The organism is Terrihabitans soli (genome assembly GCF_014191545.1).
Taxonomy (GTDB): domain Bacteria; phylum Pseudomonadota; class Alphaproteobacteria; order Rhizobiales; family Methylopilaceae; genus Flaviflagellibacter; species Flaviflagellibacter soli.
The window spans coordinates 3091722-3114641 of record NZ_AP023361.1; the positions used below are offsets into that span (position 1 = coordinate 3091722).

The following is a 22920-nucleotide window of genomic DNA, read 5'->3' on the forward strand; positions in this document are numbered from 1 at the left end:
AAGGGCTGCCGCTGGCGGGGGCACCGCTCGGCCGGCGCAAGCGCCGGCCTTCCTCATTCAGGAGAGCCAAAATGCCCAAGATGAAGACCAAGTCGGGAGCGAAAAAGCGTTTTCGCCTCACCGGCACCGGCAAGGTGAAGTCCGGCCAGGCCGGCAAGCGCCACGGCATGATCAAGCGTACGAAGAAGCAGATCTCCGATCTGCGCGGCACCACGGTTCTGTGTGAATCGGATGCCGGAATCGTCCGTCAATTCCTCCCCTACGGCAGCCGCTAAGCGGCGCCCCGTAACCGACCAGGAGAAAGATCATGGCTCGCGTCAAACGTGGCGTCACTTCGCACGCCAAGCACAAGAAAACACTCAAGGCAGCCAAAGGCTTCTACGGCCGCCGCAAGAATACGATCCGCACCGCCAAGGCTGCCGTCGACAAGTCGATGCAGTACGCCTACCGCGACCGCAAGGTGAAGAAGCGCAATTTCCGCGCTCTCTGGATCCAGCGCATCAACGCCGCCGTCCGTGAGGGCGGGCTGACCTATTCGCGTTTCATCGCGGGTCTCAGCAAGGCCGGTGTGCAGGTCGACCGCAAGGTTCTTTCGGACCTCGCAGTGCGTGAGCCGGCGGCTTTCCAGGCGCTCGTCGCCCAGGCGAAGACGGCTCTCGGCTAAACCCGAACAAAGGCCGGGCATCCTGCCCGGCCAGTTCCTCCCGGAACGCTCATGAGCGACCTCAACCAGCTCGAAAGCGCGATCCTCAAGGACATCGCCGCGGCTTCCGACGAAGCGGCGCTTGAGGCCGTGCGCGTTGCAGCGCTCGGCAAAAAGGGCTCGGTTTCGGCCGAACTCGCCAAGCTCGGCTCGCTGTCGCCCGACGAACGCAAAAGTTTCGGCGCGGCGGTCAATGCCGTGCGCGACAAGATCACCGCCGAACTCGCCGCGAAGAAGGAAACGCTCGGCTCCGCCGCGCTCGACCAGCGCCTTGCGGCCGAAGCCATCGACGTCACGCTGCCGGTTGCGCCTTCCGGGATCGAAGCCGGGCGCATTCATCCGATCACGCAGGTGACCGAAGAGATCGCCGCAATCTTCGCCGATCTCGGCTTTGCCGTGGCCGAAGGTCCGGACATCGAAGACGACGAACACAATTTCACGGCGCTGAATTTCCCGGTCGGCCATCCCGCCCGCGAAATGCACGACACTTTCTTCTTCGCCCCCGATGCGAGCGGCGAGCGCAAGGTTCTGCGGACGCACACCTCGCCGGTGCAGATCCGCACCATGCGCGCGAAAGAGCCGCCGATCCGTGTCATCATTCCGGGCCGTACCTACCGCAACGATTCGGACCAGACGCACACGCCGATGTTCCATCAGGTCGAAGGCCTCGTCATCGACAAGAGCGCCCATATCGGCCAGCTCAAATGGATCATCGAGGAATTCGCCAAAGCCTTTTTCGAAGTGCCGGATGTGGAACTGCGCATGCGGCCGAGCTTCTTCCCGTTCACCGAGCCGTCGATCGAAGTTGATATCCGCTGCGACCGTTCGGGCGCCGATATCAAATTCGGCCAGGGCAATGACTGGATGGAAGTTCTGGGCTGCGGAATGGTGCATCCGAACGTTCTCAGAAATTGCGGCCTCGATCCGGATGTCTGGCAGGGCTTTGCCTGGGGCATGGGGATCGACCGTCTGGCCATGCTGAAATACGGCATGCCGGATCTGCGCGCCTTTTTCGAAGCCGACAAACGCTGGCTCGAACATTACGGCTTTCGCCCGCTCGATCTGCCGACACTGCTCGGAGGCTTGAGCTCGTGAAGTTCACGCTCGCCTGGCTGAAAGAGCATCTGAAGACCGATGCCGGTCTCGATGAGATCGGCAAATCGCTGACGCGCATCGGCCTCGAAGTCGAGAATGTCGAGGACCGCGCGAAGGAACTTGCGCCCTTCATCACCGCAAAAGTGCTGGAAGCCGCGCGTCATCCCAATGCCGACCGGCTGCAGGTTCTGAAAGTCGACCGCGGCGACGGCGAGCCGCTTCAGGTCGTCTGCGGCGCCTCGAACGCGCGCGCCGGCATGATCGGCGTTTTCGCCAAAGAAGGCACCGTGCCGCCCGGAACGGGCATTGCGCTGAAAGTCGGCGACGTCCGCGGCCAAAAATCGTTCGGCATGATGGTCTCCGAAAAGGAGATGGGTCTTTCCGCCGAGAGCGAGGGCATTATCGAAATGCCCTCCGACACGCCGATCGGTAAACCCTTTGCGCCGCTGCTCGGCCTCGACGATCCGGTCATTGAGATTGCCGTCACACCGAACCGCCCCGATTGTCTCGGGGTTGCCGGCATTGCGCGCGATCTCGCCGCCACCGAAATCGGCGATGTCATTACAAAGCAGCCTAAATCCGTGAAGGGCGCATTCCCCTGCCCGGTGAAGGTCAAACTCGATCTCGACGATCCGAAGCTCAGCCCCGCTTTTGCGTTGCGTCTTGTGCGCGGCGTCAAAAACGGCCCCTCGCCTGAATGGCTTCAAAAGAAGCTCCGCGCCGTCGGCCTTCGCCCGATCAATGCGCTGGTCGATGTGACCAACCTTCTGACCATCGACCGCGCGCGTCCGCTGCATGTCTTCGACGCGAAGAAAGTTCAGGGCGATCTCACGGTTCGCCGCGCCAGGAAGGGCGAGAACCTCCTCGCGCTCGACGGCAAGACTTATAATTTCGACGAGAACACGGTCGTCATCGCCGACGCCAAGGGCGTCGAATCGATCGGCGGCATTATGGGCGGCGAGGAAACCGGCTGCACTGATCAGACGACCGATGTTCTGATCGAAAGCGCGCTGTGGGATCCGCTCAATGTGGCGCGCACCGGCCGCGCGCTCGGCATTCATTCCGACGCGCGCCACCGTTTCGAACGTGGCGTCGATCCGGATTTCACGGTGCCGGGCCTCGAACTCGCAACGCAGCTCATCCTCGATCTCTGCGGCGGCGAAGCCTCCGAAATCTTCCTCGCAGGTGAAATCCCGGACGAGCGGCGCGCCATCGATTTCCCGATCGCCGAAGTCAAACGCCTGACGGGCCTCGAACTGCACCCGGCTGAAATCAAGATCGTGTTGCAGAAGCTCGGCTTTGCCGTATCGGGTTCGGGCGAGGTGCTGAAAATCGCGGCGCCGAGCTGGCGCCCGGACATTCACGGCAAGCCAGACCTTGTCGAAGAAGTCATGCGCATTGTCGGCCTCGACAAAGTGAAATCGACGCCGCTGCCGAAATCGACCGGCATTTCGCGTCCCGTACAGACGGTTCTGCAGAAGCGTACCAAGATCGGCCGCCGGGCGCTGGCCGCGCGCGGCCTGTCCGAAGCCATCACCTGGTCGTTTATCTCAAAGCCGCAGGCCGAAATTTTTGGCGGCGGCAAGGCCGAGCTTGCGCTGGCAAATCCGATTGCGTCCGATCTTTCCGATATGCGGCCGAGTCTTCTTCCGGGCCTCGTCTCAGCCGCGCAGCGCAATGCCGATCGCGGCTTCCCGCAGACAGCCCTGTTCGAGATCGGCCAGATTTTCCTCGGCGACAAACCCGCCGATCAGCGCATGGCGGCCGCAGCCGTGCGCCGCGGCACCGCACGCCATTGGTCCTCGTCCAAAGCCGCCGACGCCTATGACGCGAAAGCCGATGCGCTGAGCCTTCTCTCGGCGCTCGGCATCGACGCCTCGCGCGCCCAGATCGTTCCCGGCGCGCCGTCCTGGTTCCACCCCGGACGTTCCGGCACGATCCAGCTCGGCCCGCAGAATGTGTTTGGCTGGTTCGGCGAACTGCACCCGCGTGCGCTGGCCGCGCTCGGCGCAGAAGGCCCGCTCGCGGCCATGGAGATCGTGCTCGACAATCTGCCCGAACCCAAGGCCAAAGCTACCAAGTCCAAGCCGGCGCTCGAAATTTCCGGCCTGCAGCCGGTCAGCCGCGACTTTGCCTTCCTCGTCGATCGGGCGGTGAAGGCCGCCGACATCCTGAAAGCGGTGCTCGGCGCCGAGAAAAAGCTCATCTCGGGCGCCGATGTCTTCGACGTCTATGAGAGCAAGGGCATTGCCGAGGGCAAGAAATCGGTCGGCATCGCCGTCACCCTGCAGCCGCAGGATAAAACCCTGACCGATCAGGAGATCGACGCCGTGGCCGAGAAGATCGTTGCCGCCGCCGCCAAGGCCACCGGGGCCACGCTTCGCGGCTAACGTTGGGAGAGCGGTAAGCCGCTCTTGATCCGAACCGCTATTTCGGCTGTCTGATTGGGTTATGGGGATATTCGACCCGGCCCGCAGGGCCATCAGCCGCGTCCTGATCCACTATCTGACAAGGCCTCAGAAGGGCTTTGAACCGGCCTCGACCAGCGATCCCGAAAAGCTGCGCGCCGCGCTGAAGCCCGGCGATGTTCTCCTCGTCGAAGGTTCGAGCCGCATCGCCGCCGTCATCAAATACCTCACGACCTCCACCTGGAGCCATTCGGCGCTCTATATCGGCAATGCGCTCGGCGAGCCTCATATGCTGATCGAGGTCGAGGTCGATCTCGGCTGCGTTGCCGTGCCCTTGTCGAAATACGAACACGCACAGACGCGCATCTGCCGCCCGATCGGCCTCGACGAAGCAGGCCGCAAGGAGGTCGTGAATTTCATGATCTCCAAGCTCGGCCTTGCTTACGACACCAAGAACATCATCGATCTCGCGCGCTATCTTCTTCCCAAACCTCCCGTGCCGGTGCGTTTCCGGCGCAGGCTTCTGGCGCTCGGCTCGGGCGATTCGACGCGCGCCATCTGCTCGTCGCTTCTCGCCCAGGCCTTCGAGCGCGTTGCCTATCCGGTGCTGCCGCGCATCACCCGCGCCGCGGCCACGACAGGACGCAAGCGCCGTCAGCGCAGCGAGATTTTGCATATCCGTCATTACTCGCTGTTCACGCCTCGCGATTTCGATCTGTCGCCTTATTTCGCCATTATCAAACCGACGATCACCGCGGGCTTTGACTACAAAGCCCTGAAATGGCGGCGGTCGCCGGGAGAGATCGTGACGTGATTGCAGCCGCCCTTCTCGCTTTGCGCCAAGCCTTCTCGCCGCCCTTCCGGGCGGCGCTGTTCAAGACGGTCGGCCTTGCCGTGGTCTTTCTCATTCTGCTCGGCGTTCTCTTGCAGACGGTTGCCGAGAAATGGGTCGACCTCTCGAACTCGACCTATGATTACGCCGCCGCGATCCTGTCTGGCTTTGGCATCTTCATCGCGCTGATCTTTCTCATCCCGCCGGTTGTCTCGCTTGTCGCGGGTTTCTTCCAGGATCAAATCGCCGATCTTGTTGAAACGCAGCATTATCCGAACGATGTGCCGGGCAAGGAATTGCCGGCGCTGCGCTCGATCTTTCTGGCGCTACGCTTTGCCGTACTCGTCCTCGGCGTCAACATCGTCGCGCTGTTTCTTCTGCTCGTGCCGGGCGTCAACATCATCGTCTGGTGGCTGGCGAACGGCTATCTGCTCGGCCGCGAATATTTCGAATTCGCCGCGATGCGCTTTCTGCCGGAGGAGGAGGCACGCAATCTGCGCCGCGCCCATCGCGGCCGTGTCTTTACAGCGGGGCTCATGGTTGCGGCTTTCATGGCGGTGCCCATCCTCAATCTGGCAACGCCGCTCGTCGCCTCCGCCTTCATGATCCATGTCTTCAAGGGCATAAGGCGCCCGGCATGAAGACCTCGATCATCTATATCCTCGCGGCCTTCGCCGAGATCGGCGGCTGCTTCGCCTTCTGGGTCTGGTGGAAGCTCGACAAAAGCCCGCTCTGGCTGCTGCCCGGCCTTGTCTCGCTCGCTGTCTTCGCCTTCCTCCTCACCCTTGTGCCATCAGCTGCGGCCGGGCGCGCCTTCGCCGCCTATGGCGGGGTCTATATCGCCGCCTCCCTTGTCTGGTTGTGGGCCATTGAAGGCGTCCGCCCCGACCGCTGGGATGTGATCGGCGCTGCGGTGTGCCTTATCGGCGCGGCGCTGATCCTCGCCGGACCCCGCGCCGCCTGAAAAACCGGCTATAATCGGCCATGATCCCCGCCGGCACCGTATTGCTGCACGATAACTCGCCCAAGGCCGGGCGCAGCCTGCTGTTCGAACATCCCGAACGCATGCTGACGACGCGCGATGCGTCTTTCGCCAAAGACCTCATCGCGGAAGCTGAAACCGCGATCGCCGATGGCTGGCATGTCGCGGGCTATCTTTCCTACGAACTTGGCCATGCGTTTGAGGACAGGCTTTCCCCGCTTCTGCCCGGCCTCTCGCAGCGCCCTCTGCTCTGGCTCGGCATTTACGGCCCGCCACGCGAACTCAAGCGCGAGGAGATCGATGCCTGGCTTGCGGGACACGCAGAGGCGGAGCCCGCGCGCGTCACCGATGTTGAGCTTTCGATGTCGCGCGCCGACTACGCCGAAGCGTTCGAGAAAGTGATGGAGTACATACGGGCGGGCGATGCCTATCAGATCAATCTGACATTTCTGGCGCGCTTCCGTCTCGACGGCGATCCCGTCGCGCTCTACCGCGAACTCTGCAAGAAGCAGCCGGTCGCGCACGGCGCGCTGATCAATACCGGCAAGGATCTCATCCTGTCGCTCTCACCGGAGCTTTTCATCGAGCGGCGCGGTGAACGTATCGTCACGCGGCCGATGAAAGGCACGATCCGCCGCGGCACGGATGCCGCAGAAGACGAGGCGCTGAAAGCGCAGCTTCTGGCCGACGAGAAATCCCGCGCCGAAAATCTGATGATCGTCGATCTTCTGCGCAACGATCTCGGCCGCGTCGCTGACATGGGCTCGGTCGAGGTCGAGCGCCTGTTCGAGATCGAAACCTATAAAAGCCTGCACCAGATGACCTCGACCATTTCGGCGAACCTCCGGGACGATGCCAAGCTCGGGAGCATTTTGCAGGCGCTGTTTCCCTGCGGCTCGGTCACCGGCGCTCCGAAAATCCGCGCCATGCAGATCATCAACGAAGTGGAATCGGGTCCGCGCGGCGTCTATTGCGGCAGCATCGGATATGCCGCGCCGGACGGGGATTTCTCGTTCAACGTCGCCATCCGTACCGCCCATATCGCCGACGGCCATGGGGAGATCGGCATCGGCGGCGGCATCGTCGCGGATTCACGCCTTGCCGCCGAGTATGACGAGGCGCTGCTCAAGCTGAAATTCTTCAAGGAGCCGCATATGCCGCTTGGCTTGATCGAAACGCTCCGCTTCGACGAACACGGATTTTATCTTCTTGAGCGCCATCTCGAACGGCTGGAAACCTCCGCCGCATTTTTCGAGATTCCCTTTAGCGCCGCAAAAGCCCGCGCTGTGCTCGAGGAGGCCGTGAGCCGGGCCGTCGAGAAAGAGGCGCAGCGCGTCCGTCTTGTGCTGGACGACAGCGGGGCCCTGTCGGCCAAGAGCGCCACACTCGCCGCGATGCATATGCTGCGTTTCGTCATTGCCGACCGGCGGATGGATTCATCGAATCCTCTCCTCGCGCACAAGACAACTGAGCGCGCGATCTATGACGAGCCGCGCGAACAGGCCATACGCGATTTCGGCGTCGACGAAGTCGTCTTTTTGAATGAGCGGGGCGAACTCACCGAAGGCTCGTTCACCAATCTCTTTGTCGAGAAGGGCGGCGCGCTGCTGACGCCGGCGCTGTCCTGCGGCCTTCTCCCGGGCACCTTGCGCGCCCAACTGATCGCGAACGGCAAAACGAAGGAGGCGGTATTGACGGCTGGCGATCTCGACACTGCAGGCAAGATATTTCTCGGCAATTCCGTGCGCGGGCTGGTCGAGGCGCACTGGCAGAAGGAAAGTTAGCGAGGCGGGGCCAATCCTCCGCCTTTTTGCGCCGGCGGCGGCGTTTTCGGCTTGAACAGGCAGATATCCTCAATCAGGCAGCGCCAGCACTCTGGCGTGCGCGCCTTGCACACATAACGGCCGTGCAGGATCAGCCAGTGATGGGCGTGCAGCAGTGCCCATTCCGGCACCGCTTTTTCCAGCGCAAGCTCGACGGTGAGAACGTCTTTTCCCGGCGCAAGACCGGTGCGGTTACCGACGCGGAAGAGATGGGTGTCGACCGCAATCGTCGGCTGGCCGAAGAAGATATTGAGGACGACATTCGCCGTCTTTCGCCCGACGCCGGGCAGCGCCTGCAATTCCTCGCGCGTCGATGGCACTTCACCGTTGTGGTTCTTGATCAGAAGTTCGGACAACGCGATGACGTTCCGGGCCTTGGCGTTGTAGAGACCGATGGTCTTGATGTACTGCGACACACCCTCGACGCCGAGTTTCAGCATTTTCTGCGGCGTGTCCGCGACCTTGAACAGAGCCCGCGTCGCTTTGTTGACGCCCGTATCCGTCGCCTGCGCCGACAGAACGACCGCAACGAGGAGCGTGAACACGTTCACATATTCAAGCTCGCCCTTGGGCTCCGGATTGGCCGCGTGGAAGCGGCGGAAGACCTCTTCGATCTCGTCCGGCGTCAATTTCTTGCGGCGGGAAGCCGCGGCTTTGGCGGGGTTTCGATTCGTGCTTGCTGGCATGGGCGGCTAATATGCCCGAGCCATGGCCGATACGCACCCCGCCAGCGCCCTGCTCTACAGCGCCGTTTTACGGCCCCACCGTTCGCTCGGGCCGCGCGGCTTTCGCATCCTGATGATCTGCGTGAGCACAATCTCGCTCGTTGCCAGCCTGCCCTTCTTCATCGTCGGCGCCTGGCCGGTCGTCGGCTTTTTCGGCCTCGACGTGCTGCTCCTCTATTGGGCCTTCCAGTGGAGCTATCGCACCGCCCGCGCCCGTGAGGAGGTGAAGGTCACACCGCTCGAGCTGACCGTGCGGAAAATCTCGCATTGGGGTCAGGCCTCCGAGCACAGCTTCAATCCGGCCTGGGTGCGCCTTCATCGCGAAGAGGATGAAGAATTCGGCCTTCTGCGTCTTGCCATCGCCGAACGGCAAAAACTCGTCGATGTCGGCGGCTTTCTTGCGCCGGTCGAACGGGCGGAGTTCGCGCAGGATTTCGGCCATGCGCTTGCTGAGGCCAAACGCGGCCCCCGTTTCAGCTAAACGCGCCTCAGAATTTCCGCCGCACCCGCGCGTAAAGATAGGCGATCACCGAGGCGACCAGTCCCGCCATGATCAGGAAGAAGACGATAATCACGCCGATCGCGCCGAAGACCGCCTGCAGCGTGTCCCAGAAACCGACATGAGCGATGGCAATCACAAGCAGAATGAAAATCAGGATCGGCATTCGAATTCTCCCACGCGCGGTAAGCATTCCAGAATTCCGGACAAGTTGAAAGGTTCTGGAAGCTGTGCGGCAATGCTAATCCGTCACCCAAAGGGTAGACTGCGCAACGAGTTGTCACAGCCTAGGGTTTGTCTCTCAGAAGCTGGGGAAGCGTTTTGGGAGAGAGAGTCATGAACAAGAGATTTCTGACGACGGCGGCGAGCACATTCGCGATCGTGCTTGCGCTCGGCGCGACAGCCGAAGCGCTCGGGCTCGGTGGACTAGGCGGCCTCGGCGGCGGGGGTGGCGGCGGCAGCGGCGCTGGTAGTCACGGCAATGCCGGCGCAAATGCGCGCGGCACAGCCCGCGGAGCCATCGGCGTCGGAGCTTCGGTCGGCCGCGGCGGAGTCAAGGCCGGCGCCAAAGTCGGCGGTCTCGGCGTCGGCGCAGAGGCCGGGCGCAGCGGCATCGATGCCGGCATTTCTGCCGGGTCGCGCAGCATCGGCGCTTCGATCGGCGAGGACGGCGTAAGCACGTCGTCGAGCGGTTTCGGGAGCTCCGGCGCCGATGAAAACGGCAATCTCGGTAACGGCAAGCTTTCGGCGGCTCAGGTTCGCAGGCTGATCCGTCAGGCACGCTCGCCCGATATGGTGCAGCGCCGCGAGGCGCAGCGCGTTCTCGCCGCCAACGGCATTTCGATGAATCCCGGCCGCAATTCGCTGGCGCGGGTCGACATCAATGCCGGCGCAACCACGGCGACTGCAACGCTCGACAACCGCACCGCGACACGCGGCCGCATAGCCGACGTCAAACTGAAATCGGGCAATGCGGTCAATACGCGGGCCTCGATCGGCAACCGTAACGCCGCGCCGGGTGTGGGCTCGGTTGCTCAAGCCGATGCCGATGCCCTCGACGGGACGGCCAAAGCCGGCGTTTCCGTCGGTGACCGCGCGGCAGACCGCGGCAATGTTGCGGATGTGACGCTCGGCGCTGGAGACACGGCCAATGCCCGCGCCTCCATCGGCAATGAGAATGCCGCGCCTGGCGTGGGCAGCATTGCCCAGGTCGACGCAACGGCGGTGAACGACACGGCGAACGCTACGGCATCGGTTGGCGAGAACAATGCCGACCGGGGCAATATTGCCGATGTCAGCGTCAACGCTGCTCCGGCCACGACCGCACCAGTGGCGCGGGCGCGTCTGTCACTCGGCAACCGCAGCGCGGCGCCGGGAGTGGGCTCCATTGCGCAGCTTGATGCCAATGCGCTCGATGCGGCGAACGCCGCCGCGTCGGTCGGCGAGAACAATCTCGATCGCGGCAATATCGCGGACGTGACGCTCGGCGCTGGAGACACGGCCAATGCCCGGGCCTCTGTCGGCAATGAAAATGCCGCACCGGGCGTCGGCTCCATCGCACAGGTGGATGCCAATGCGGGCGATGCGGCGAACGCTGCCGTCTCTGTCGGCGACAATGAGGCCGACCGTGGCAACGTCGCCGATGTGAGCCTCGGCACTGCCACCCCCATGGCGATGTCGCGGTTGTCGATCGGCAACCCCGGCGCCGCGCCTGATGAAGGTTCGGTCGCACAGCTCGATGCGGGGCTTACCGATGCGGCAACGGCGGATATCTCGGTCGGCCGCAGCGCAGCGGTCGAACCGGACGGTTCGACGACCGACGGCGTAAGCGCCGATATCGGGCTCAACGCCACCGATGCGCCCGTCGATGCCAGCGCGAATGTCGTCGTCAGCCGGTCCTCGCGCATTGCGCCGAACCTTGCGACGAGCGCCAATCTGAGTGTCGGCGCCCCCGCCACGGGTGACGCAGATGTCAGCGCCGGCCTCAATGCCGCGCCGGACGAGGGTACGGCCAGTCTCAGCGCCGCGGCAGGAACTGAAACGACTCCCGCCGCGACTGCTGCGCTTGATGTCGGTGTGAATACCCCGGCGGCGGCTCCCTCTGCCCCCGCGGCAGAAGCCGTGGCGAGCGTCGATATCGGCCTTGGTCTCGGCGCTGAAGACGGCACCCCCGCCGCACCCGGCACCGGCATTCCGGGTACGCCCGGCACGCCGGCGACGGTCGCCGGGCTCAGCTCGGATGAGCTGGCAAAGCTCGAAAAGCGTTGCGCGGCCGTCGCCCAGAGCCCCGAAAAATACGCCAAGAGCGTCGTGACTCTCTGCGAAAGCCTGTGACACTCAAACCCGGCGCGGCCCCGAAGGGCCGCGCCGCCTCCTCTTACCGGACGCAAAAAGCTGGGGCCCGCTATGCGCGGGCCTCGTTTGCGTTTGAGTTTTCCCTAGTTAAATCAATGATATAAACGTTCATCGAAGAGCGCCCACGCCGCCGCGCATGCCAGGTGCGGCGCGGGATGTCATTGCTTTTTCAAGCTCCATCAATATGGTGCGCGCCAAATCACACATGGCCGGTCCCGTGTCTTAAGTCCGCGTCCGAGCGGCGGGCGGCCCTTTACGGATTCCTCTGATGAAACTGCGCAATGTGGCGATCATCGCCCACGTCGACCATGGCAAAACCACCCTCGTCGACGAGCTGCTGAAACAGTCCGGCTCCTACCGCGAGAACCAGCGCGTCGCCGAACGCGTCATGGATTCCAATGAGCTCGAAAAAGAGCGCGGCATCACCATTCTCGCCAAGGCGACCTCGATCGTCTGGAAAGATACGCGCATCAACATCGTCGATACGCCCGGTCACGCCGATTTCGGCGGTGAGGTGGAGCGCATTCTCAACATGGTCGACAGCGCCATCGTTCTCGTCGACGCGGCTGAGGGCCCGATGCCGCAGACGAAATTCGTCGTCGGCAAGGCGCTGAAAGTCGGTCTTCGTCCGATCGTCGTCATCAACAAGGTCGACCGCTCGGACGCGCGCCCGACCGAAGTTATCAACGAAGTGTTCGACCTCTTCGCCGCGCTCGACGCGACCGACGAGCAGCTCGACTTCCCGATCCTTTACGGCTCCGGCCGTTCCGGCTGGATGGCCGAGAAGCCGGAAGGCCCGCAGGATCAGGGCATGGCGCCGCTTCTCGATCTCGTGCTGAAGCACGTGCCCGAGCCGAAGATCCACGAGGATTCGCAGTTCCGCATGATCGGCACGCTGCTCGAATCCAACCCCTTCCTCGGCCGCATGATCACTGGCCGCATCACCTCCGGCACGATCAAGCCGAACCAGTCGATCAAGGTGCTGGCGCAGGACGGCACGGTCGTCGAGCAGGGCCGCATCTCGAAAATTCTCGCCTTCCGCGGCATCGAGCGCACGCCGATCGAAGAAGGCGTTGCCGGCGACATCATCGCCATCGCCGGTCTGTCGAAAGGCACCGTCGCCGATACGTTCTGCGATCTGTCGGTGACGGAAGCTCTGAAAGCGCAGCCGATCGATCCGCCGACCGTGACCATGTCCTTTATCGTCAATGACAGCCCGCTGTCCGGCACCGAAGGCGACAAAGTCACGAGCCGCGTCATCCGCGACCGCCTGATGAAGGAAGCCGAAGGCAATGTTGCGCTGAAGATCGAAGAAGCCGCCGACAAGGACAGCTTCTTCGTATCCGGACGCGGCGAACTTCAGCTGTCGGTTCTCATCGAAACCATGCGCCGCGAAGGCTTCGAACTCGCCGTGTCGCGTCCGCGCGTTGTTCTGCAGCAGGACGACAGCGGCCAGACGCTCGAGCCGGTCGAGGAAGTCGTCGTCGACGTCGACGAGGAGCATTCGGGCGTCGTCGTCAAAAAAATGGGCGAGCGCCGCGCCGAAATGCTGGAAATGAAGCCCTCCGGCGGCAATCGCGTGCGTCTTGTGTTCCACGCACCGACGCGCGGCCTGATCGGCTATCAGGCCGAACTCATGACCGATACGCGCGGCACGGCCATCATGAACCGGCTGTTCCATGCGTACGAGCCCTACAAAGGCGAGATCGCCGGCCGCCGCAACGGCGTGCTCATTGCGAACGCGCCGGGCGAAGCTGTCGCCTATGCGCTGTGGAATCTCGAGGACCGCGGCCCGATGATGATCGAGCCGGGCTGGAAGGTCTATCAGGGCATGATCATCGGCGAGCACACCCGCGACAACGATCTCGAAGTGAACGTTCTCAAGGGCAAGCAGCTGACCAATATCCGCACGACGTCGAAGGACGAGGCCGTGCGCCTGACGCCGCCGATCAAAATGACGCTTGAGCGGGCGCTGACCTATATTCAGGACGATGAGCGCGTCGAGGTGACGCCGAAATCGATCCGCCTGCGCAAGGTCCATCTCGACCCGAACGACCGCAAGCGCTCGGAAAAGCTGAAGGAAGCGGTCTGAATTTTTCTTTGAACCGGATCGAGAGGCGGCGCGACTACTCGGTATGCGCCGCTGTCCCCTCCCCGGCGCGACATCAGGGCCGGGCGCCGTATCCCCTCAACGGCTGCCCGGCCCTAATTTTTTCACCACAGCCGCGTCACCTTAAATCCCTCATTGCGGATGAGGGCGACGAGACCTTTCTCGCCCGCCAGATGACCCGCGCCGACGGCGATGAAGAGACCGCCTTTCTTCAGCTCGGACTTTGAGCGCTCCACCATATTGACGTTGCGCTGATCGAGCAGCGCGCGCTGGAAATAGTTGGCGTCGGCCGTCTCTTCGGCGGTCAGCTGTGCGATCGTCGGCAGCGCGTGTTCGATCAGCGCGACGCGGCGCGTGAGATAAGCCTGCGTCATCGTCTCCATAACATCTTCGGCGATGGGCTCGGTGCGCGGCGCGAGGATGAGGCCGCGACGGATGAGGTCCTTGTCGAGCGATTTGAAAAGCATGATCTGCTCTTCGGTGGTCTCGAGGCCGATTACCTTCTTTCTTGCGGTTTTTGCCGATTTGATCAGGCTGGCGTCGAGCACTTCATCGGGTTTGCGCGTCGCCATCTCCTTGTATGTGCAGGGCGGCATCGCCAGCGCGAGAACCAGAAACCATTGTTCGAAATTGCCGGCGATCTCGCCGGGAATCCCACGCGCGGTGAGAGCATTCTTCACCTGCGGCTCGACATCGTCCGGCAGATTATCGAGCGTGCCGCCGCCCTTCACCATCGCATGCTGGACGATCGTCGCCCCGACCTGTTCGGGCGTCAGATCGGCGATCTCGACGGCGATGCGGCTGCTCTCACCGAAAGCCTTTTTCACCTCCGGCGCCAATGTCGTGACGCGCGGATCGGACAGATGGATCGTGCCGAACAGATAAGACGGCTTTTTCGCGCCTTCGATCTTCCAGAGCAGGCCCTCGCCGTTCGGCGTGGCTTTCAGCTTTTCTTCGATCGACGCATAAGCCGCAGGATCGGACGTCTTCAGCTCGGCGACGAGGTCGCGCCCGGCACACGCCGCCTGCGCCTCGACCGACAGGAGAAGGAGAACGCCGGCAAGGAATGCGCGCATGAAAAAGCTCCGGACCGCGGATGAGCGGCCGGAGCCTTTAAACATGCGGCGCCGGCCTTGGAGGCGTCAGAGCCCCTCGAACAGGGCCGTCGACAGATAGCGCTCGGCGAAGCTCGGAATGATGATGGCGATGTTTTTGCCCGCCATTTCCGGGCGCGAACCGACTTCGAGCGCGGCGGCGACAGCCGCACCCGAGGAGATGCCGACGGGAATGCCTTCGAGCTTTGCAACGCGGCGCGCGGTGTCGAACGCCGTCTGATTGCCGACGGTCACGACTTCGTCGATGACGCTGCGGTCGAGAACGTCCGGCACAAAGCCTGCGCCGATGCCCTGGATTTTGTGCGGGCCGGGCGCGCCCCCCGACAGAACCGGAGAATCTTCCGGCTCCACCGCGATCATGCGGATGGCGGGGTTTTTCTTTTTCAGAACCGTGCCGACGCCGGTGATCGTGCCGCCGGTGCCGACGCCCGAAATGACCGCGTCGATCTTGCCCTGCGTATCGTTCCAGATTTCTTCGGCGGTGGTGACGCGGTGGATTGCCGGATTTGCCGGATGCTTGAACTGCTGCGGCATCACCGAACCGGGGATCTCCTTCAGGAGCTCTTCGGCCTTGGCGACCGCGCCGCGCATGCCTTTCGGGCCCTCCGTCAAGACGAGCTCGGCGCCGAGCAAAGCGAGCATCTTGCGGCGCTCGATCGACATGGTTTCGGGCATAACGAGGATCAGGCGATAGCCGCGCGCCGCGGCGACGAAAGCGAGCGCGATGCCCGTATTGCCGGAAGTCGGCTCGACAATGGTGCCGCCCTCTTTCAGCGCGCCGGCTTCTTCCAGCGCATCGATCATAGCGACGCCAATACGGTCTTTGACGCTGGAGATCGGATTGAAGAATTCGAGCTTGGCCAGAAGATTGGCCTTCACCCCGCGCTCCGCCGCGATGCGGTTCAGCCGCACGAGCGGCGTATTGCCGATCGTATCGGTGATGGAATCGTAGATGACGCCGCGGCCAGCGAACTGGCTCGTTTTAGGCGTCCTGGCGGCGAACTGCGGCATGGAGATCCTCCTCCCGAGACACTTTGTAGATCGTGGGACTACACAAATGCCGAATGGGGAAAGCTTTCAAGCCCGCCACGCAGCAAATCTGCGCGAGAACCTCAGATATTGAAGTCGAGGGTCGGCGCAGCTTCCCCGAACACCCGCCCATTCTGGGCGGCGCGGCAGAGATCGTCGACCGTGATTTCCTGGAGCTTTTCCAGGAAAATCTCGGACGCCCGGTCGATGGCCGGGACAACGACATCGCGCACCAGCGCCGACGGTTCGCCCCCCTCATCGCCATCTTCATGGCCGCCGGCCGGCGACGAAGACGCGGCGCGGACGATATCGGCCACGGTGATGCGGCGCCGTTCGCGGGCCAGCTCATAGCCGCCGCGCGGACCGCGCACGCCTTTCAGAATCCCCGAACGGACGAGAACCTGAAGCAGGGTTTCGAGATGTCGAGGCGGCAGGCTGTGGCGCGCCGAGAGAGCCTTTGCGGCTATCGGCGCGGGGCGGGCATGATAGGCAATATCAACCACAGCAGCGATCGCCAGAAGGCTGCGTCGCGGAAGAAGATTCATTCTCTTAGGCCCTTCCTCATCCTGTGCCGGTCGACCCAAAGCCGCCGGCGCCCCGTATTGTTGAGCTAATTACATCTGTCTCGTACAGCGCGGCCAGCTCCACCCTTGAGACGACGAGCTGTGCGATCCTCATACCTCTTGTGATGGTGAAATTTTCGCGCCCGAGATTGATGAGCAAAACCTGAACTTCACCCCGGTAATCGGCATCCACCGTGCCCGGTGCATTGAGAACTGTAATTCCATGCCGGAGCGCGAGCCCCGAACGTGGTCTGACCTGGCCCTCATATCCCGGCGGAAGCTCAAGAATCAGCCCCGTGGGTACAAGACGCCGCTCGCCGGGACTTAACCCTAAAGGGGAAGCTTCTTCAACTGCCGCAAGGAGATCCATACCCGCTGCGCCATCGGTTTCCCGCGCCGGAAGAGGCAGGCCTTCCGCATGCGGAAGGCGCTTTACCGCAACCTTGAGTGCCGCCATCACATCATGCCCGCAAAAAGAGTAACGAGCCGGGCGGCCACATCCTCTTTCGCCAGGGACGGCCAGCTTTCGACGCCCTGTTTCGAGACGATGTGAACGCTGTTGCAGCCGCCACCCATAATCCCGGTAGCGGGGGATACGTCATTGGCGACGATAAGGTCGCAGCCTTTGCGCTGAAGTTTCGCGCGGGCATTTTCGACGACATCCTGCGTCTCGGCGGCAAAACCTACAACAAGTTTCGGACGTTCTTTTTTGCGTCCCGCAATCGTCGCAAGGATATCCGGGTTTTCAACCAGCGACAGTTCGGGCGGACCCTTCTGTCCCTTTTTGATCTTTGCGTCCTTCGCGTCGGCCACGCGCCAGTCGGCGACGGCGGCGGCGAAGATCGCAATATCGGCGGGAAGATGTTTTTCGACCGCGTCCAGCATTTCGCGCGCGGTCTCAACGCGCACGATCTGAACACCCGCCGGGTCCTGTATGGACACAGGGCCGGAGATCAAAGTGACTTTCGCACCGGCGCGTGCCGCAGCGGCGGCAAGTGCATGACCCTGCCGCCCCGAGGAGCGATTGGCGATCATCCGCACCGGGTCGATCGGCTCATGCGTCGGGCCGGAAGTGACGAGAACATGCCTGCCGGCAAGCGCTTTTCCGCTTGTAAGGACGGCTTCGGCCGCAGCGAGAATTTCGAGCGGCTCGGCCATGCGGCCAAGACCGCTTTCGCCGCGCTCGGCCATCGCGCCCTCGTTCGGGCCGACAAACTGAATACCGTCGGACTTCAGCTGCCCGACATTGCGCGTTGTGGCAGCATGTGCCCACATGCGCGGGTTCATCGCCGGCGCAACGAGCACCGGCCGGTCGGTCGCAACGAGCACGGTCGAGGCAAGATCATTGGCAAGACCGTTCGCCATCTTCGCCAGAAGATCGGCGGTCGCGGGCGCAACGATGATCAGATCCGTATCGCGCGCCAGGCGGATATGGCCGACATCCTGCTCGTCCGCGAGATCGAAGAGACTGGTGAAGACGCGCTCGCCGGTGATGGCGCCCACCGCCAGCGGCGTGATGAACTGTGCACCCGCTTCGGTCAGGACCGCGCGCACGACCGCGCCCTGATCCTTGAGCCTCCGGATAAGGTCAAGGCTCTTATAGGCTGCGATGCCGCCGCCTATGATCAGGAGAATGCGCTGATCTTGCAAAGATTTATCAGTCATGGCCGGGTCGCGCTTTTGCGGCGCTTTGTCTAGCGCAGAACAATAAATAAAGCGAGAAGTCCTACAATCGCCCACAACGCCAGATGGCCAAAACGCGACCTTTTGGCTTCAGCCTCCCCAATATTGCGCACGGTTTGGGCATCGAGGGGGAAGCCGCGGACGGTCATGTCCTCAAGATTGGCGGCCAGGCGCTGGGTTCTCTGGATGAGTTCGGGGACTTCGGTGAGCGCGAGACCGAGCTCCACCGCCCCTTCCGCCGCGTCCTCGATCTTGCCGATCGGGCCGAGATAACGGGTGATCCAGTCGCGGACCACGGGCTCTGCCGCACTCCACATATCGAGCTTGGGATCGAGCGAACGCGCCACGCCCTCGACCACGACCATGGTCTTTTGCAGCATGATCAGCTCGGGGCGCGTCTGCATGTGAAAGATTTCGGTGATCTCAAAGAGCTGCGTCAGAAGACGCGCCATCGAGACTTCCTGCGCGGTGCGGCCATGCGTCGGCTCGCCGACCGAGCGCAGCGCGCGGGCAAACTCTTCAACGGATTGATCGGCGGGCACATAGCCGGCGCGGAAATGCACTTCGGCGACTCTGCGATAATCGCGTTCGATGAAGCCGTAGAGCATCTCGGCCAGGAAGCGCTTTTCCTTCGGCCCGAGCCGTCCGGTGATGCCGAGATCGACGGCAACGATATTGCCCGCCGCATCGACGAAGAGATTTCCCGGATGCATGTCGGCATGGAAGAAGCCGTCGCGCATCGCATGGCGCAGGAAACTCTGGATGAGAAGACGGCCGAGCGCCGGCAGATCGTGTCCGGCGGCGCGCAGGCCCTCATGATCGTTCAGCGGAACGCCGTCGATCCATTCAAGCGTCAGAACATCTTTCGCCGTGCGCGCCCAATCGATGCCGGGCACGCGGAAGCCCGGATCGTTTTTCGTGTTCTCACCCATTTCGGAGAGGGCGGCGGCTTCCAGTCGCAAATCCATTTCAAACGCGACGGATCGGGCCAGCGTATCGACCACGGCGACGGGTCTGAGGCGCCGCACCGGCGGATTGAAGCGCTCGACCTGGCGCGCAATGGCGTAGAAGGCTTTTAGATCGCGCGCAAAGCGCCGCGCCACATCGGGACGCAGAACTTTCACCGCGACGGGCAGCTTCTGGCCGAAATCATCGACCTCGGCTTTGTGCACCTGGGCGATGGACGCGGCGGCGACCGGCGGGCCGAATTCGGAATAAAGCTGCGCGAGCGGCCGCTCCAGCGAACGCGCGACAATCTCTTCGGCAATCTTCTGCGGGAACGGCGCCATCCGGTCCTGCAGCGTTTCGAGATCGCGCGCGATGACGGCGCCGACGACATCGGGGCGCGTTGCGAGGAACTGGCCGAGCTTCACATAAGAGGGGCCGAGGCGCTCAAGCGCTGCGGCCAAAGGCGCGCCTTTGGTGGCGGCGGGGCCACGGCGTTCGACGAGTCTTAAAAGACGGATGCCGAGTTTGAGCGGCCCGCGCACCTCGTGAAGATCGAGCTCGCGGAAGACGCCTTCACGCGCGAACACATACCCCGTGCGCGCGATACGTCCGAACTGGGCGAATTCGCTCAGCACGTCAGAGCCGCCAGCCGGAGTGAAGCGCGGCGACACCGCCGGTATAGGGCGTGTAGCTGACGCGCTCGAAACCCGCTGTCCGCATCATGTGGGCGAGATCGTCGGGCGGCGGGAATTTGCGGATGCTTTCGACGAGATAGCGATAGGCATCCTCATCGCCGGCGACATGCTTGCCGATCTGCGGGATCACTTTGAAGGAATAGGTGTCGTAGATCTTGTCGAAGACCGCGACATCGACCGTCGAAAATTCCAGACAAAAGAAACGGCCGCCGGGCGCCAGCACACGCCGAGCTTCAGCGAGCGCTTTGTCCATCTGCGGCACATTGCGCAGGCCGAAGGAAATCGTCACCGCATCGAAGCTGTGTTCGGGAAAAGGCAGCTCCTCGGCCGTGCCTTCGACGATCTCGACGCGCTTTTCGAACCCGGCCTCTTTCGTCCGCGCCCGTCCGACATCGAGCATTGCCGGATTGATGTCGAACAAAGTGACGTGAACGCCCGGGCCGCCGCGCTTCAGCGCGCGCAGAGCAATGTCTCCGGTGCCGCCCGCCACATCGAGGAGGCGGAAGCGCCGCGCGCCGCGCGGCAGAGAGAGTTCGGTGATGAGCGAGGACTTCCAGGCGCGGTGCAGCCCGGCCGACATCAGATCGTTCATCAGATCATAGTTCGACGCGACCTCTTCGAAGACGCGGTTCACCCGCCCCTGCTTGTCGCGCAAGGCAATGTCTTCAAATCCGAAATGGGTGGTTTCTGACCCGGTCGCGCGGTCGGACATGATCTTCTTCATCTGGCGCGCGGACCCTATATTAGGAGGGGGCAGGACGCTAGGTTCGGGTCCCACTAGCCTTAACCATGCCCGAGCTCCCTGAAGTCGAAACCGTCCGCCGCGGCCTCGAGCCCGCCCTTCTCGGCGCAAAGCTGGTGAAGGCGGAGGCGCGCCGCAAGGATTTGCGCTTTCCCTTCCCGCCGGCCTTTGCCGAAAAGCTCACCGGCCGCACGATCACGGCGCTGACCCGCCGCGCAAAATATCTCTTGGCCGATCTCGACGACGGCCAGGTCCTGATCGCCCATCTCGGCATGTCGGGCTCTTTCCGGGTCGAGGACGAGGTGCCCGGCGCCTTTCATCGCGAACGCTCGCGGCTTGCCGCGCATGACCACGTGGTGCTGACGACCGATAGGAACGTCACCGTCACCTATAACGATCCGCGCCGGTTCGGCTTCATGCTCCTGGTGCCGCGGTCGGAACTCGACAGCCACCCCCTGATCAAAGACCTCGGCATCGAGCCGCTCGGCAATGAGCTGTCGGGCGAATACCTTCTTTCGGTATTTACAAAGCGCTCGGCGCCGCTGAAGGCCGCCCTCCTCGACCAGAAGACCATTGCCGGGCTCGGCAATATTTATGTCTGCGAAGCCCTGTTCCGCGCCGGCCTGTCGCCCAAACGGACGGCGCGGACCCTCAGACTGGCGGCCGCGGAGCGCCTGGCGGAGGCGATAAGGGCGGTGCTGCAGGAAGCGGTGGAGGCCGGCGGCTCGTCCCTGCGCGATCACGCCCAGACCAATGGGGAACTCGGCTATTTCCAGCACCGGTTCGCCGTCTATGACCGTGCCGGAGAGCCCTGCCCGAGGGAGGGCTGCAAAGGGACGGTCCGGCGGATCGTCCAGAGCGGAAGATCGACCTTTTACTGCCCGGCCTGCCAGAAATAGGGTCAGGTATGGGGCTAGGCAGAGGGGGCCAAAAATCGGCCTTCCGGGCGGGTCTTTCCGTTGACCTTCAGAGGCGTTGCGACTATGAAAACGGCCAATGCGGCGGGGCTTCTCCGCCGCGCGATTATTTTGAGCTGCCTTTTAGGCCGCCAGACCCAAGGATCATACAATGGCCAATACTACCTCGGCCAAGAAGGCTGCGCGTAAGATCGCGCGCCGTACCGAGATCAACAAAAGCCGCAAGACGCGTATGCGCTCTTCGGTTCGTAAGGTCGAAGAGGCCCTCGCCTCGGGCGATGCCAAGGCGGCCTCCGAGGCCCTGAAGGCCGCCCAGCCGGAGCTGATGAGCGCCGCGCAGAAGGGGATCCTTCATAAGAACACGGCCTCCCGCAAGGTTTCGCGGCTCGCGGCGCGTGTAAAGGCGCTCAAGGCCTGACACCCTCTTAAGTGTCCGAATTCCAACATTAAGCCCGGCCGCAAGCCGGGCTTTTTTGTGGCTTTTTCTGGCCATAATCGCCTTGGAAGGCGTTCCTGGGCCCGTGGCATTCGCGTCACGCCACCGTTGTTAAAGTGTCACGTTTTGCTCAATTGCGGTTTTGAGCCCCTTGACTCAGGAATCCCCTGAATCCTCAGCAGGTGCGGTTTTAGGGGTCCGACCGATCAAAAATTAGTTAATAAATTCATAACGATAAGGGATATACGTCCCCCGGAGGCACCCCAGGGTGAGAAGATACTCCCGGGGGCGAAACTTTTTTGACGGTCCGGCGACTAAAATATCACGCTCATATACCAGTCCCGAATCTCAAGAAGATCAGGGCTTTGCCACAATGTGTCAGCCCAAACCGTAAAGACACAGGTGAGCCCGGCTCACTTTCGATCCCGTTTTCGGGTTGCGTGACCAATTAGGGCATGGCTAATTTGGGTCCGTCGGAGGGCGGCGCCCGAAGACCCCAAAAAATGTTGCAGAGTAAAGCCCGCCCCAAAAGCGGGTTGGGGAGCGTATTGCCTGAAGTCTGATGGGCTGGGGCGTCCAAGACTTCAGAGCCGGGGAAAGCAACCGAGTTGGTCTGCGATCTCCGCACCCTGATGTGGCGTACAAGAATACAAAGAAACGGCGGGGATGTGCTTCGTTTTACTACGGAGCGCATGATGGAGAAGTTATGGCTCTGCAATCTGCAGTTGGTTATGCCGGCGACGTCGATGCGTCTACGGCCTACCAAGAGCTTGCCAATGATGCGACTGCCCAGCTGATCGACGTGCGGACCAGGGCGGAGTGGAGCTTTGTCGGAATTCCCGATCTTAGCGCCCTCGGCAAGGAACCGCTCCTGATCGAATGGCAGAGCTGGCCTCAGATGCAGGTCACGGCCGACTTCCTCGACAAGCTGAAGGCGTCGCTCAAAGAGCGCGGCGTCGGCCCGGCTGTCCCGCTTTATTTCCTATGCCGGTCGGGGGTGCGCAGCGCCGCCGCGGCAGCCTGCGCTGTGACCATCGGGTTCGAGCGCAGTTTCAATATTGCAGGCGGCTTTGAAGGCCCGCCCGATCAGGCCCGCCACCGGGGCTTCGTCGCGGGCTGGAAAGCCAGTGATCTCCCTTGGGTTCAGAGCTGAGGCGGCAAAAAACAATGACGGACGATGACCAGTACCTCGATCGAACCGCGCGAACGCGGATCGACGAATCCCAAGAGACCTCCAGCACTTTTTCCCAGGAGACAGAA

The 22920-nt window shown here is 62.7% G+C and carries 23 protein-coding genes; 14 read left to right on the plus strand and 9 right to left on the minus strand.

What is annotated here, in order from left to right:
* Window positions 1–71 precede the first annotated feature (71 nt).
* The 8 genes from rpmI to IZ6_RS15815 all read left to right on the plus strand — a co-directional run bounded on the left by rpmI (window position 72) and on the right by IZ6_RS15815 (window position 7804).
* Complete coding sequence (gene rpmI, locus IZ6_RS15780) at window positions 72–275, plus strand: 50S ribosomal protein L35 (RefSeq protein ID WP_222875977.1); 204 nt, start codon at window positions 72–74, stop codon at window positions 273–275.
* 32 nt (window positions 276–307) lie between these two features.
* On the plus strand, window positions 308–664 hold the full coding sequence (gene rplT / locus IZ6_RS15785) for a 50S ribosomal protein L20 (RefSeq protein ID WP_222875978.1): 357 nt from the start codon (window positions 308–310) through the stop codon (window positions 662–664).
* A gap of 51 nt (window positions 665–715) precedes the next feature.
* Window positions 716–1798, plus strand: a complete 1083-nt coding sequence (gene pheS, locus IZ6_RS15790) for a phenylalanine--tRNA ligase subunit alpha (protein WP_222875979.1) — start codon at window positions 716–718, stop codon at window positions 1796–1798.
* The gene (gene pheT, locus IZ6_RS15795; protein ID WP_222875980.1) at window positions 1795–4188 is read left to right on the plus strand and encodes a phenylalanine--tRNA ligase subunit beta; all 2394 of its coding nucleotides are present in this window, start codon (window positions 1795–1797) and stop codon (window positions 4186–4188) included. The genes pheS and pheT overlap by 4 nt, the downstream gene beginning before the upstream one ends.
* A gap of 61 nt (window positions 4189–4249) precedes the next feature.
* On the plus strand, window positions 4250–5020 hold the full coding sequence (locus IZ6_RS15800) for a C40 family peptidase (protein WP_222875981.1): 771 nt from the start codon (window positions 4250–4252) through the stop codon (window positions 5018–5020).
* A complete protein-coding gene (locus tag IZ6_RS15805; protein WP_225873941.1) occupies window positions 5017–5679 on the plus strand; it encodes a sulfate transporter family protein in 663 nt (220 codons plus the stop codon). Before IZ6_RS15800 ends, IZ6_RS15805 begins: the two co-directional genes overlap by 4 nt.
* A complete protein-coding gene (locus tag IZ6_RS15810; RefSeq protein WP_222875983.1) occupies window positions 5676–6002 on the plus strand; it encodes a YnfA family protein in 327 nt (108 codons plus the stop codon). Before IZ6_RS15805 ends, IZ6_RS15810 begins: the two co-directional genes overlap by 4 nt.
* Window positions 6003–6022: 20 nt before the next feature.
* Window positions 6023–7804 (plus strand): aminodeoxychorismate synthase component I, encoded by a 1782-nt coding sequence (locus IZ6_RS15815; protein WP_222875984.1) that lies wholly within the window; start codon window positions 6023–6025, stop codon window positions 7802–7804.
* On the opposite strand, the gene nth is transcribed toward IZ6_RS15815, so the two are convergent.
* On the minus strand, window positions 7801–8529 hold the full coding sequence (nth, locus tag IZ6_RS15820) for an endonuclease III (protein WP_222875985.1): 729 nt from the start codon (window positions 8527–8529) through the stop codon (window positions 7801–7803). The genes IZ6_RS15815 and nth overlap by 4 nt on opposite strands.
* Before the next feature lie 22 nt (window positions 8530–8551).
* Between nth and IZ6_RS15825 the strand changes: the two genes are divergently transcribed.
* Window positions 8552–9049: a DUF2244 domain-containing protein gene (locus tag IZ6_RS15825; RefSeq protein ID WP_222875986.1), complete on the plus strand. Its 498-nt coding sequence runs from the start codon at window positions 8552–8554 to the stop codon at window positions 9047–9049.
* Between the two features lie 7 nt (window positions 9050–9056).
* Here IZ6_RS15825 and IZ6_RS15830 read toward each other — a convergent pair whose 3' ends face one another.
* Complete coding sequence (locus tag IZ6_RS15830; protein WP_222875987.1) at window positions 9057–9233, minus strand: hypothetical protein; 177 nt, start codon at window positions 9231–9233, stop codon at window positions 9057–9059.
* Between the two features lie 170 nt (window positions 9234–9403).
* On the opposite strand from IZ6_RS15830, the gene IZ6_RS15835 reads away from it, so the two are divergent.
* Window positions 9404–11401, plus strand: a complete 1998-nt coding sequence (locus IZ6_RS15835) for a hypothetical protein (RefSeq protein ID WP_222875988.1) — start codon at window positions 9404–9406, stop codon at window positions 11399–11401.
* 289 nt (window positions 11402–11690) lie between these two features.
* Window positions 11691–13514 (plus strand): translational GTPase TypA, encoded by a 1824-nt coding sequence (gene typA, locus IZ6_RS15840; protein WP_222875989.1) that lies wholly within the window; start codon window positions 11691–11693, stop codon window positions 13512–13514.
* Window positions 13515–13636: 122 nt separating this feature from the next.
* Here typA and IZ6_RS15845 read toward each other — a convergent pair whose 3' ends face one another.
* From IZ6_RS15845 to ubiE, 7 genes are all read right to left on the minus strand, one after another.
* Window positions 13637–14608 carry a TraB/GumN family protein gene (locus tag IZ6_RS15845; RefSeq protein ID WP_222875990.1) on the minus strand — a complete coding sequence of 324 codons (972 nt, stop codon included), beginning with the start codon at window positions 14606–14608 and terminating at the stop codon, window positions 13637–13639.
* Window positions 14609–14674: 66 nt separating this feature from the next.
* Window positions 14675–15658 carry a cysteine synthase A gene (gene cysK / locus IZ6_RS15850; RefSeq protein WP_222875991.1) on the minus strand — a complete coding sequence of 328 codons (984 nt, stop codon included), beginning with the start codon at window positions 15656–15658 and terminating at the stop codon, window positions 14675–14677.
* A gap of 101 nt (window positions 15659–15759) precedes the next feature.
* Complete coding sequence (locus IZ6_RS15855) at window positions 15760–16221, minus strand: RrF2 family transcriptional regulator (protein WP_222875992.1); 462 nt, start codon at window positions 16219–16221, stop codon at window positions 15760–15762.
* A 16-nt stretch (window positions 16222–16237) separates the two neighbouring features.
* Window positions 16238–16696, minus strand: a complete 459-nt coding sequence (gene dut / locus IZ6_RS15860) for a dUTP diphosphatase (RefSeq protein WP_222875993.1) — start codon at window positions 16694–16696, stop codon at window positions 16238–16240.
* Window positions 16696–17904: a bifunctional phosphopantothenoylcysteine decarboxylase/phosphopantothenate--cysteine ligase CoaBC gene (gene coaBC, locus IZ6_RS15865; protein ID WP_222875994.1), complete on the minus strand. Its 1209-nt coding sequence runs from the start codon at window positions 17902–17904 to the stop codon at window positions 16696–16698. The genes dut and coaBC overlap by 1 nt, the downstream gene beginning before the upstream one ends.
* Window positions 17905–17933: 29 nt before the next feature.
* Window positions 17934–19505 (minus strand): 2-polyprenylphenol 6-hydroxylase, encoded by a 1572-nt coding sequence (gene ubiB / locus IZ6_RS15870; RefSeq protein ID WP_222875995.1) that lies wholly within the window; start codon window positions 19503–19505, stop codon window positions 17934–17936.
* 1 nt (window position 19506) lies between these two features.
* Window positions 19507–20277 (minus strand): bifunctional demethylmenaquinone methyltransferase/2-methoxy-6-polyprenyl-1,4-benzoquinol methylase UbiE, encoded by a 771-nt coding sequence (gene ubiE / locus IZ6_RS15875; protein ID WP_222875996.1) that lies wholly within the window; start codon window positions 20275–20277, stop codon window positions 19507–19509.
* A gap of 77 nt (window positions 20278–20354) precedes the next feature.
* On the opposite strand from ubiE, the gene mutM reads away from it, so the two are divergent.
* The 3 genes from mutM to IZ6_RS15890 all read left to right on the plus strand — a co-directional run bounded on the left by mutM (window position 20355) and on the right by IZ6_RS15890 (window position 22813).
* Complete coding sequence (gene mutM / locus IZ6_RS15880; RefSeq protein ID WP_222875997.1) at window positions 20355–21206, plus strand: bifunctional DNA-formamidopyrimidine glycosylase/DNA-(apurinic or apyrimidinic site) lyase; 852 nt, start codon at window positions 20355–20357, stop codon at window positions 21204–21206.
* Window positions 21207–21375: 169 nt separating this feature from the next.
* Window positions 21376–21642: a 30S ribosomal protein S20 gene (gene rpsT / locus IZ6_RS15885; protein ID WP_222875998.1), complete on the plus strand. Its 267-nt coding sequence runs from the start codon at window positions 21376–21378 to the stop codon at window positions 21640–21642.
* Window positions 21643–22366: 724 nt separating this feature from the next.
* Window positions 22367–22813 carry a rhodanese-like domain-containing protein gene (locus tag IZ6_RS15890; RefSeq protein WP_222875999.1) on the plus strand — a complete coding sequence of 149 codons (447 nt, stop codon included), beginning with the start codon at window positions 22367–22369 and terminating at the stop codon, window positions 22811–22813.
* Window positions 22814–22920: the final 107 nt, after the last annotated feature.

Coding starts and splice junctions, on each gene's coding strand:
- IZ6_RS15830 (WP_222875987.1), bottom strand. CDS start 9,233: ATGCCGATCCTGATTTTCATTCTGCTTGTGATTGCCATCGCTCATGTC.
- IZ6_RS15815 (WP_222875984.1), top strand. CDS start 6,023: ATGATCCCCGCCGGCACCGTATTGCTGCACGATAACTCGCCCAAGGCC.
- pheS (WP_222875979.1), top strand. CDS start 716: ATGAGCGACCTCAACCAGCTCGAAAGCGCGATCCTCAAGGACATCGCC.
- rplT (WP_222875978.1), top strand. CDS start 308: ATGGCTCGCGTCAAACGTGGCGTCACTTCGCACGCCAAGCACAAGAAA.
- IZ6_RS15845 (WP_222875990.1), bottom strand. CDS start 14,608: ATGCGCGCATTCCTTGCCGGCGTTCTCCTTCTCCTGTCGGTCGAGGCG.
- IZ6_RS15855 (WP_222875992.1), bottom strand. CDS start 16,221: ATGAATCTTCTTCCGCGACGCAGCCTTCTGGCGATCGCTGCTGTGGTT.
- rpsT (WP_222875998.1), top strand. CDS start 21,376: ATGGCCAATACTACCTCGGCCAAGAAGGCTGCGCGTAAGATCGCGCGC.
- IZ6_RS15835 (WP_222875988.1), top strand. CDS start 9,404: ATGAACAAGAGATTTCTGACGACGGCGGCGAGCACATTCGCGATCGTG.
- IZ6_RS15890 (WP_222875999.1), top strand. CDS start 22,367: ATGGCTCTGCAATCTGCAGTTGGTTATGCCGGCGACGTCGATGCGTCT.
- ubiE (WP_222875996.1), bottom strand. CDS start 20,277: ATGTCCGACCGCGCGACCGGGTCAGAAACCACCCATTTCGGATTTGAA.
- coaBC (WP_222875994.1), bottom strand. CDS start 17,904: ATGACTGATAAATCTTTGCAAGATCAGCGCATTCTCCTGATCATAGGC.
- nth (WP_222875985.1), bottom strand. CDS start 8,529: ATGCCAGCAAGCACGAATCGAAACCCCGCCAAAGCCGCGGCTTCCCGC.
- IZ6_RS15810 (WP_222875983.1), top strand. CDS start 5,676: ATGAAGACCTCGATCATCTATATCCTCGCGGCCTTCGCCGAGATCGGC.
- cysK (WP_222875991.1), bottom strand. CDS start 15,658: ATGCCGCAGTTCGCCGCCAGGACGCCTAAAACGAGCCAGTTCGCTGGC.
- IZ6_RS15800 (WP_222875981.1), top strand. CDS start 4,250: ATGGGGATATTCGACCCGGCCCGCAGGGCCATCAGCCGCGTCCTGATC.
- IZ6_RS15825 (WP_222875986.1), top strand. CDS start 8,552: ATGGCCGATACGCACCCCGCCAGCGCCCTGCTCTACAGCGCCGTTTTA.
- rpmI (WP_222875977.1), top strand. CDS start 72: ATGCCCAAGATGAAGACCAAGTCGGGAGCGAAAAAGCGTTTTCGCCTC.
- typA (WP_222875989.1), top strand. CDS start 11,691: ATGAAACTGCGCAATGTGGCGATCATCGCCCACGTCGACCATGGCAAA.
- mutM (WP_222875997.1), top strand. CDS start 20,355: ATGCCCGAGCTCCCTGAAGTCGAAACCGTCCGCCGCGGCCTCGAGCCC.
- dut (WP_222875993.1), bottom strand. CDS start 16,696: ATGGCGGCACTCAAGGTTGCGGTAAAGCGCCTTCCGCATGCGGAAGGC.